Genomic DNA, 9,361 nt, shown 5'->3' with positions numbered 1-9,361 from the left:
GGGTGAAGCCGGCGGCGAAGCTGCCAATCTCCCCCCTCGTGGGGGAGATGTCCGGCAGGACAGAGGGGGGCGCTGTCCCGCCAGCATCTCAAGTCGGACAAGCCAACCCAGCGGCAATAACAGTATGCTGGCAGACATTCGATGTCTCGGATGACGTCGTCGTTCCAGAACCGGAGGACCATCCAGCCATCCTGCTCCAGGCGCCTGGTTCTGGTCTCGTCAGGAATGGCGTTGTCGGCATGCTGCGATCCATCCACTTCCACGATCAGCTTCTTCTGAGGACACGCGAAGTCGACGATGTAGCCTGCGATCGGAAACTGCCTGCGAAAGCCGAGGCCCATCAGCCGGTGGCCACGGAGCTCGTTCAGAGCTTCAGTTCAGCATCGGTCATGACTTTGCGCATCGATTTCGCGTTGGCGCGATGTCGAGGTGGGACTGGTGTATGGGCATGGGTGCATCAGACCGAGGCAGGTTCACCTGCGTTTCTACTCTACGGCGCCCCCTCTGTCCTGCCGGACATCTCCCCCACGAGGGGGAGATTGGCAGCTTCGGCGTCGCGCCATCTTCTCTATGCGACTGGTATTCCTCAACCCGCGGCCTAAATAGTCGGCACCACCCGTCCCGTACACCACGCTCCCTCCCAAAAGGAATCTCCCATGCCCGAACAGCTGACATTGAACGACGGCTCGACCATCCCGCAGATCGGGCTCGGCGTGTGGCAGGTCGATCCGGACATCACCGCCAAGGTCGTGCGCTGGGGGATCGAGGCCGGCTACCGGCTGATCGACACCGCCGAGGGCTACCGCAACGAGGAAGGCGTCGGCGAGGCGATCCGCGCGGCGGGCGTGCCGAGGAACGAGCTCTTCATCACCTCCAAGCTGCGCAACGGCGCGCATCAGCGCGACGCGGCATTGCGCGCCTTCGACGACACGATGCAAAAACTCGGCATCGACCGGATCGATCTTTTCCTGATCCATTGGCCGGTGCCTACCCAAAACAAATATGTCGAGGCCTGGAAGACGCTGGTCGAGCTGCAGCAGGCCGGTCGCATCAAGTCGGTCGGCGTCTCCAACTTCAACCAGGATCATCTGGAGCGCATCATCGGCGAGACCGGCGTGACGCCCGTCGTCAACCAGATCGAGCTGCATCCGCGCTTCCAGCAGCGCGACAAGCGCGATTTCCACAAGAAGCACAACATCCATATCGAGAGCTGGAGCCCGCTGGGTAGCGGCCGGCTGCTTTCCGACCCGACACTGGAGAACCTGGCGAAGAAGCACGGCAAGTCGGTGGCGCAGGTGATCATCCGCTGGCATTTGCAGGAAGGGCTGATCGTCATCCCGAAGTCGATCCATGAGGAGCGCATCGCCGGCAATTTCGACGTCTTCGGTTTCGAGCTCGACGAGGACGATATGCAGACCATCCGTGGCCTGGATTCCGCCGACGGTCGCACCGGACCTGATCCGGCGACGGCGGCGTTTTTGTTTTAGCGCTCTGATAGAAGGGAGCCGACGCCGAAACTGCTAATCTCCCCCCCTAGTGGGGGAGATGTCCGGCAGGACAGAGGGGGGCGCTGTCCCGCCAGCCTCTCAGGTCGGATCAGCCAAATCCGCGACGATAACAATGTGCTGGCAGACATTGTCGATGTCGCGGATCACATCGTCGTTCCAGAACCGCAAGACGGTCCAGCCATCCTCTTCGAGACGTCTCGTTCTCAGCGCATCAGCCTCGGCAACGCCGCCATCGCCATGCTGCGAGCCGTCGACCTCGACAAGAAGCCTTTTCTCCGGGCAAGCGAAGTCGACGATATAGCCTGCTATCGGAAACTGCCTACGGAAACCAAGTCCCATCAACCGGTGTGCGCGAAGCTCGTTCCAGAGCTTCGGTTCGGCATCGGTCATGACGCGACGCATCGATTTTGCATTGGCCCGGTGTCGTGGCGGCAGAGGAGTATGGGTCATCGCTGGAGCCGTTTGAACCTGAGGTCTTCGCCAAGGTCTTTACTCTACGGCGCCCCCCTCTGTCCTGCCGGACATCTCCCCCACTAGGGGGGAGATTGGCTGTCGCCGCTGCTTTCGCCAATCGCCAAGGGGAGAAGGGAAAGGCGCCCTAAATCCCTTCCCCATCCACCAGCGGCACGTCCTCGCCCTCCCAAGGGCTCGGCATCGAGCCTCGCCCGGCGCTTGGCAGCGGCATCCAGCATCTGAGCTCCGGCTCGGCATATCCGACCACGCGGCCGGGCGAGGAGTCCGAGGCCCGCCAGCCTTCCTCGCCGAACTGGTCGGCGCGCGACCAATAGGCCATGTCGACCTCGGCCGGTCCCTGCTCGGAGGAGCGCACCGTCACCAGGATGCGGCTGCCGTCCCGCGGCGCGCTCGCCATGTTGCGCCAGTGATCGGTGTCGTCCATGGGAGGTTCCTCCTGCTTCGTTCGGAGCTGCCGAAAAAACAGCCTGCTTTGCGATAGTCGCCGCCCGCCGGGGAGGGGTCAATCCGAACTTGGCGCGAGACATAAATATCATTCGGAGCTAATATATCCATCGACCGCAATCGAGCAGACGACGATGGACGAAGGATTGCTGTCTCAGGCCACGTGTCTCGGGCCGGTCCATCTCAAGGTGACCGACATTCCGGCCGCCTTGACCGTCTGGCGCGACACTGTCGGACTGGCGCCGGCCGGCGAGGACGCCGTTCTAGCGCAGCTCGGGGCCGGCGGCCGGACGCTGATCGTGCTCCATGCGGGCGCGGAAGTCGCCCTGCCGCAGAAGTCGCGCGATCTCTTCCATGTCGCCATCCACGTCACCACCCGCCGCGACCTCGCGCATGCGGCCGCCCGCCTCAAGGCGTCGGGGTTGCGATACAGCGCCCAGGACCACCTCGTTTCGGAATCGCTCTACGTCTCTGACCCGTCCGGCAACGGCATCGAGATATGCTTCGACACGCCTGAACGCCTGCTGCGCCGCGAGGTCTCGCCCGACGGCCGCGTGTCGCTGATTGCCGTCGACGGCAGCGCGCATTCCGGGCTGGAGCCGCTGGACGTCTCTAGCCTATTGCGCGACCTCGGCAATTCCGGCCATGTCGAGCCCAGGATGGCGCAAGACGCCTTTATCGGCCACATCCATTTGCGCGCCCGCGCGCCCGAGGCGCTGATGGAATTCTATCTCGGCGTGCTCGGCTTCCGGCCGCATATCCAGTCCCGGACCTTCGGCATGTTCGACTGCGGCACCGAGCGCCGCGCGCATATGATCGCCTTCAACATCTGGGCGCGCGGCGAGCTGCGCGAACCGCCGCCCGATGCCGCCGGCCTGGACTATTTCACCGTCGAGCTCGGTTCCGCCCACGAGCTTGCCGCCGTGGCGCGCAGGCTCGAAACGGCCAATGCGCCGGCGAGAAGGGAAGGTGGCGCGATTTCGACCGCCGATCCGGAAGGCAACCGCCTGCGGCTCGTGGTCCAGGGAGGTTGACCGCAACCGCTTAAAGACGGGAGTAGTGGAGGAGGGGGAAATGTCGCTGATGGTGATTGGAACCGGCTTCGGCCGGACCGGCACGGACTCGATGCGCGAGGCGCTGACCATGCTCGGCTTCGGTCCTTGCCACCATATGTCGGAGGTCATGGGGCATGCGAAGCAGAAGCGGCTCTGGCGGGCGCTGGCCAGGGGCGAGGCGCCCGACTGGGCCCAGCTCTTCGCGGGATATAAATCCTGCGTCGACTGGCCCTCGGCCTTCTATTGGCGTGAGCTGATCGAAGCCTATCCGCAGGCGCGCGTCATCCTCACCTGGCGCTCGCCCGAAAGCTGGTGGGAGAGTTTTGAAAAAACCCTGCTGCCGGCGATCGCCGGCAGCACGGATCAGGAGTCGCTCGGCATCGCGCTCGTCGCCAACCAGGTCTTCGGCGGCCGCCCGCAGGACCGAGCACATGCCATCGCCGTCTACCGGGACAATGTCGAGGCGGTGCTGAACACCGTGCCGGCGGAACGGCTGCTGGTGCACAAGCTCGGCGACGGCTGGGCACCGCTCTGCAGCCATCTCGGCGTTCCCGTGCCGGAGGAATCCTATCCCGCCCGCAACACAACGCAGGAGTTCCGATCCGCGCTTGGCATAGTCCAGTAGACTGGAGCGACTCCAGGACAAAGTGTGTAACGTTAGGCTCGGCGACTTCGCCGTAGCCCTCCGAAATTTAGTAAAAACAAATAGATAGAGCGTTTCGGCGTTTCGTTGAAATGCTGAGAGGCGCTAGCGCGGAATCATCCCTTGACCTCGGTGCCGGCTTTCGCGGAGGGCACCAGCTGGATGGCGGGGCGCTCGCCCGGCGGGGTGCTCCTGGCGACAACCACCCTGTCGCGACCCTCGGCCTTCGCGTCATATTGCGCGTGGTCCGCGGCGTTGGTGATCTCGGCCCAGCCGGTGCCATGCTCGGGATAGGCCGCGACGCCGAACGAGGCCGTCACTGTTCCAAGCGTGCGGCCGCGATGCGCCAGATGCAGATGCTTGATCGCCTGGCGGAGCGTTTCGGCGCGCTGAGCTCCCTCCTCAAGCGAGCATCCCGGCATGACCAGGGCAAATTCCTCGCCGCCATAACGGGATACGACATCGCTGTCGCGCGCATGCTCGATTAGCGTCGCGGCAACCTGCTTCAGCACGAGGTCACCGGCCTCGTGCCCGAACGTATCGTTGAACTGTTTGAAGTGGTCGACATCGAGCATGATGACTGCCAACGGCTGGCTCGAGCGCTCCATGCGCCTCAGTTCCCGGCTGCTGGTTTCTTCGAGATAACGCCGGTTGAACAGGCCGGTGTTCGGATCGCGGATCGATTGCTGCCTAAGCGTTTCGCGAAGGCGCAGATTGGCTAGCGCCAGCGCCAGCGTGTCGACGACGCCGCGCAGGATCTGCTGCCGTTCGGTCAGCCATTGCGGCTTCTCGGCGGCATTCGGTTCGCACAGATGCATTATGCCTAGCGTCTCGCCCTGCGCCGCCAGCGGCATGCAGACGTAGCCCTTGTTGCCGTTCTCCGTGATGTGAGCGCAACGCGGCGTGAGCAAGCCCGGACCGACGACATGCTCCTGGCCGCGGCGCAGCGCCCAGCAGTCTTCCGGCGCGAATTGATTGACGCTCGAACGCACGTCGCCCCAATGCGCCATCTCCTCGACCAGGTTGCGCGAAGCGCTGGTCAGGTGGACGCTCCCGCTCAGGCCGCCGAGAAACTCGGTCATCGCCGTTCCGACCACCGAGAAGGCCTCGGGGAAGGTCACGCAGGCCTGCAGCAATTCGCCGAGCTTGACCAGACGGGACGTGGTTTCCGACTTCTCGTGCAGCTCGCGATTGAGAATGGCGAGCTGGTCAGCGCGTTCGTGGACGACCCCTTCGGCGGTCTCGTCAGGCTGGACGGCTCGCAGACGCCAGTCATCGCCAGTTGCAGTCCCCTCAGCCGGTCCAACGGCGGGCTTGTGCTGACCCTTAACGATATCAGCGAATTGCGCCCCTGGCGATGCGGCCCTCGGCATCGAGCACCGCGATGCCTTCGGCAGCTGCCTCGACAATGTCTTCGATATGCGCCCGTGCCGCCGCGAGTTGGTCGGCCATCGTGTTGAAGCCATCTGCCAACTCCCCGAACTCGTCGTTGCGCCCATCGCCTATGCGCGTCATGGCTTCGCCCTGCGCCAGCGCCTGCATACCGCGCATCATGTCCTTAAGCCCTGAACCGAAACGGCTGAGCAGAACCCAGGCAAAACCCGCGGCGATCAGCATGGCGGCGGCGGTGCTGAGGCCGACGAGCCAGAGCAGACCATTGGTCCGCTGCTCGGCGGCGGTCAGCACCGGGTCATATTCCAGAAGCGCGGCGCCGACGATCGTGTCCTCGTTCTGCTCGATCGGAACGGCAAGAATGGCGTTCACTTCGTTCGGATCGACGAACCGGCGCGGAACACCGTCTTGCAGCGTGAGGCCCACCTCATTGCCCGGATCGTGATCGAATGTCTCGCCGGCGATGTGCTCCTCGTCAGCGGCATGGGCGACAATCCGCTTGCTGCTGTCGACAACGATAAAATCGCGCCGCGCGCGGCGGTGCTGCTGGTCGAGATACCGCTTTAATGCATCAGGTCGATCAAGCAGCGATGGCGCACCGTCGTAGGGTTTGAAAACGATGGTGTCGGCGAGCTCACGGGCGACATTGGTCGCTTCGTTCAGTCCCAGATATCTGGCCGCCTTCAGCTGCGTGAAGACGGCGACAGCGCCAACCAGTCCGATCAGCGCCGCCGCGCTCACCATGCTGACGATAATCAGGCTCTTAATGCGCATGGCAAGGTCCCACCGGCGACAACGCTGTCTTGTCCGTGAATCGCGGCCAGCCTCTCATCTGTCGCGTTTTATTACCAAATGCTTATCAAGCGGCTAATGATGGCGCGCCTGATGGTTGTCCCCGCACGCGATTTCACGGTGGTTTACTGGCAGGCAGGCATAGCTGAATCCGGGTAAACGTTCGGCGTTCAGCCGCTCACACATGCACGTCGCCGACCGACAGCTCGCCGTCATCGGCACGCACCAGCAAGGCGGCGGCAAGCAGCGCGAGATAGCAGACGGCCACCCCGCTTACCACGATGACGCCAGGGATGGGTCCCAGCGTCGCCACCCGGAACGTGTCGACCAGCGAGGCGCCGAAGCCGATCGGCGAGCCTTCGCGCGACAGGCTCGGCGTGGTGATCTTGAGGATCCAGGCAAGCAGCAGGATCGTGTACATGAAGATGTAGTTGCGGCGCAGCCGGCGTATCAGCGCCGCGCGCTGCGTGATCAGGAAACGCGGCGAGCGCAGGCCTTCGCCCAGGATGGCCAGCCAGTTGGAAGCGTAATCCGGCTGCGGCGAAAAGATCTGCGCGAAGTAGTAGCGCTCGAACTGCCGCACGCGGGCGCGGTAGACGTCGAAGAAACGGTAGCGCCGCGCCTCGATCCACAAAAGCAGCGTGATCAGGAGCATCGCGAACAAGAGCACGCCGTGATGCGCGCTGGGCGTCGACAGCGACACCGACAGCATCGCCGCCACCACGGTGATCGCCCAGTTGCTGGTGCGGTCGAGCCTGTCGCGCCAGCCCGCCATGCGCGCGATCTCGGCGCGGTGGAAATGCGACAGCGTGGTGGTGAATTCGGGAGAGCTGAGCTTCAGCGCCAGCGTGTCGGAAGCGCGGGGCGGTGCTGCCTTCTCGGTTGATCTTGCCGGCGCGTTCGCCTCGATGGATTTCGCGGCCCTGGCCGCGTCGGTGGATTTTGCGGCCTTCGGCTGGGACATCGTGCCATGCGCCTCCCGCCGCCATGGCCGGCCGTATCCGACTTAAACAGGCCGGCCACACCCCGTATAGCACAACGTGTGGCCGGCCCAAAATGTTCCCGCCTTTTCAGGCGGATAAGTCAGGATGCAAGCGGCGGAACGCCGCCATTCGCGCGCCGCGGAAAGGGCAGCACGTCGGCCACCGGCCTGGCATGCTGGGCCGCCGCCACCGCGTCGATCACAAGGTCGAGTGCCTGTAGCGCCGCGCGGCTCGTTTCATCATCGCCACGCAGGTAATGGCACGCCCGGTCGAGGTGCAGGTGGGCGGCGGCAAAGTCGCTTTTCATTAGCTTCTCCTTATTGCCCCGCCTTGGCCGCCAACATCGTCGAGTCGCTTTACCGCGAAGCAAAAATCGGCGCTGGCATTTGAATAGAATTGTAGGGAGCGTTTCCTCGCCCCGCAAAGCGGGGGAGAGGTGTCCGCGAAGCGGACGGAGAGGGGGTTCGTAGGGCGGAAGCCCTCCTCTTCGAACTGCTTTTGCCGGTCGAACCCGCGCTCCCCTCTCCGTCTCGGCTTCGCCGAGCCACCTCTCCCCCGCTTTGCGGGGGCGAGGAAACGCTCCCATCAGCCGTGCAACCGATCCGCGCGCCAGACCGTTAAGCCCAGGCGAGGAAATGAGGGGGCATCTTGTCCAACATGCTCAATCGGCGCCGGTCGCCGTCGGTCTGGATCGCGCTTGCAGCGGCGGCGCTCGCTTTGATGCCTGCCGTCGCCTTCGCCGCCGAGAAGACCGGCATGTCCTCGGAAGGCATCTTCGTCGCCGAGCTGATCCTGCTCCTGGTTGTCGGCCGCGGCATAGGCGAGGTGCTGGAAGCGCTGGGACAGCCGGCGGTGATGGGGCAATTGATCGGCGGCATCCTGCTCGGACCCTCGCTGCTCGGCTGGGTCTGGCCGGCGGCCGAGCGGCTGGTCTTCGCCGGCGATCCGACGCACAAATCGATGATCAACGCCGTCGCTCAGCTCGGCGTTCTGATGCTGCTTCTGCTCACCGGCATGGAGACGGATCTGAGGCTCGTGCGCCGGGTCGGCCGCGCCTGCTTTTCCATCTCGGCCGCCGGCGTTGCCGTGCCCTTCGCGCTCGGTTTCATCGCTGCCCAGTTCATGCCCGAGACACTGCTCGCCGCCGGCGGCGAGCGCATCGTCGCCGGGCTGTTCCTCGGCACTGCGCTCTCCATCTCCTCGGTCAAGATCGTCGCCATGGTGGTGCGCGACATGAACTTCATGCGCCGCGACCTCGGCCAGATCATCGTCTCCTCGGCGATCATCGAGGACACGATCGGCTGGGTGGTCGTCGCCATCACCATCGGCATCGCCACCAAGGGGCGGATCGAGATCGCCAGCCTGGCCTTCACCGTCGCCGGCGTCGCCCTCTTCATGGCGTTTTCCTTCACGCTGGGCCGCCGCATCGTCTTCGACGCCATCCGCTGGACCAACGACACCTTCCGCTCGGAATATGCGGTGGTCACCGTCATCCTCGCCATTATGGGGGTGATGGCCCTGATCACCGACCTGATCGGCGTGCACACCGTGCTCGGCGCTTTCGTTGCCGGCATATTGGTGGGTGAATCGCCGATCCTGTCTCGCCACATCGAAGGGCAGCTGCGAGGAATTATCACGGCGCTTTTCATGCCGGTGTTCTTCGGCGTCGCCGGCCTGTCGGCCGATCTCACCGTGCTGGTCGATCCGCAACTGGCGCTGCTCACCGTGGCTCTGGTGGTGATCGCCTCGATCGGCAAGTTCGGCGGCGCTTTCATCGGCGCCGAGGTGGCCGGCATGAGCCGCGCCGAAGGCATCGCGGTCGGCTGCGGCATGAACGCGCGGGGTTCCACGGAGGTCATCGTCGCCTCGATCGGCCTGTCGATGGGCGTGCTCTCGCACAACCTCTTTACCATGATCCTCACCATGGCCGTCATCACCACGCTGGCGATGCCGCCGACCTTGCGCTGGGCGCTGCGGCGCCTGCCGATCGGCGAGAAGGAGAAGAAGCGCCTGGAGCGCGAGGAGATCGATCAGCGCGGCTTCGTCGCCAATCTGGAGCGGCTTCTGGTC

Annotated in this window: 10 protein-coding genes and 1 pseudogene; 4 read left to right on the top strand and 7 right to left on the bottom strand. The window is 64.4% G+C overall.

Annotated elements, in window-relative coordinates:
- Nucleotides 1-88: 88 nt before the first annotated feature.
- A pseudogene (locus EOA24_RS17115) lies at nt 89-403 on the bottom strand (endonuclease domain-containing protein).
- A gap of 253 nt (nt 404-656) precedes the next feature.
- Between EOA24_RS17115 and EOA24_RS17110 the strand changes: the two are divergent.
- The gene (locus tag EOA24_RS17110; protein ID WP_126083355.1) at nt 657-1,487 is read left to right on the top strand and encodes an aldo/keto reductase; all 831 of its coding nucleotides are present in this window, start codon (nt 657-659) and stop codon (nt 1,485-1,487) included.
- Nucleotides 1,488-1,586: 99 nt separating this feature from the next.
- On the opposite strand, the gene EOA24_RS17105 is transcribed toward EOA24_RS17110, so the two are convergent.
- Nucleotides 1,587-1,958: an endonuclease domain-containing protein gene (locus EOA24_RS17105; RefSeq protein WP_127258406.1), complete on the bottom strand. Its 372-nt coding sequence runs from the start codon at nt 1,956-1,958 to the stop codon at nt 1,587-1,589.
- Between the two features lie 148 nt (nt 1,959-2,106).
- On the bottom strand, nt 2,107-2,406 hold the full coding sequence (locus tag EOA24_RS17100) for a hypothetical protein (protein WP_127409925.1): 300 nt from the start codon (nt 2,404-2,406) through the stop codon (nt 2,107-2,109).
- A gap of 154 nt (nt 2,407-2,560) precedes the next feature.
- Between EOA24_RS17100 and EOA24_RS17095 the strand changes: the two genes are divergently transcribed.
- Nucleotides 2,561-3,460 (top strand): VOC family protein, encoded by a 900-nt coding sequence (locus EOA24_RS17095; protein WP_126083353.1) that lies wholly within the window; start codon nt 2,561-2,563, stop codon nt 3,458-3,460.
- Nucleotides 3,461-3,500: 40 nt separating this feature from the next.
- Nucleotides 3,501-4,106: a sulfotransferase family protein gene (locus EOA24_RS17090; RefSeq protein ID WP_126083352.1), complete on the top strand. Its 606-nt coding sequence runs from the start codon at nt 3,501-3,503 to the stop codon at nt 4,104-4,106.
- Between the two features lie 134 nt (nt 4,107-4,240).
- Here the strand turns inward: EOA24_RS17090 and EOA24_RS17085 are convergent, their stop codons facing one another.
- The 4 genes from EOA24_RS17085 to EOA24_RS17070 form a co-directional block, all read right to left on the bottom strand.
- Nucleotides 4,241-5,497, bottom strand: a complete 1,257-nt coding sequence (locus tag EOA24_RS17085; protein ID WP_189353974.1) for a sensor domain-containing diguanylate cyclase — start codon at nt 5,495-5,497, stop codon at nt 4,241-4,243.
- Nucleotides 5,460-6,290 carry a HAMP domain-containing protein gene (locus tag EOA24_RS17080; RefSeq protein WP_127409923.1) on the bottom strand — a complete coding sequence of 277 codons (831 nt, stop codon included), beginning with the start codon at nt 6,288-6,290 and terminating at the stop codon, nt 5,460-5,462. The genes EOA24_RS17085 and EOA24_RS17080 overlap by 38 nt, the downstream gene beginning before the upstream one ends.
- Before the next feature lie 196 nt (nt 6,291-6,486).
- Nucleotides 6,487-7,272 carry a DUF2270 domain-containing protein gene (locus EOA24_RS17075; protein ID WP_127257997.1) on the bottom strand — a complete coding sequence of 262 codons (786 nt, stop codon included), beginning with the start codon at nt 7,270-7,272 and terminating at the stop codon, nt 6,487-6,489.
- 119 nt (nt 7,273-7,391) lie between these two features.
- The gene (locus tag EOA24_RS17070; protein ID WP_126061490.1) at nt 7,392-7,598 is read right to left on the bottom strand and encodes a hypothetical protein; all 207 of its coding nucleotides are present in this window, start codon (nt 7,596-7,598) and stop codon (nt 7,392-7,394) included.
- 350 nt (nt 7,599-7,948) lie between these two features.
- Between EOA24_RS17070 and EOA24_RS17065 the strand changes: the two genes are divergently transcribed.
- Nucleotides 7,949-9,361: cation:proton antiporter (locus tag EOA24_RS17065; RefSeq protein ID WP_133374533.1), on the top strand; the 1,413-nt coding region annotated here is incomplete at its 3' end.

This window comes from Mesorhizobium sp. M2A.F.Ca.ET.039.01.1.1, assembly GCF_003998035.1.
Classification (GTDB): domain Bacteria; phylum Pseudomonadota; class Alphaproteobacteria; order Rhizobiales; family Rhizobiaceae; genus Mesorhizobium.
Note: the sequence above shows the minus strand (reverse complement) of the source record. Positions and strands in the feature narration are given on the sequence as shown.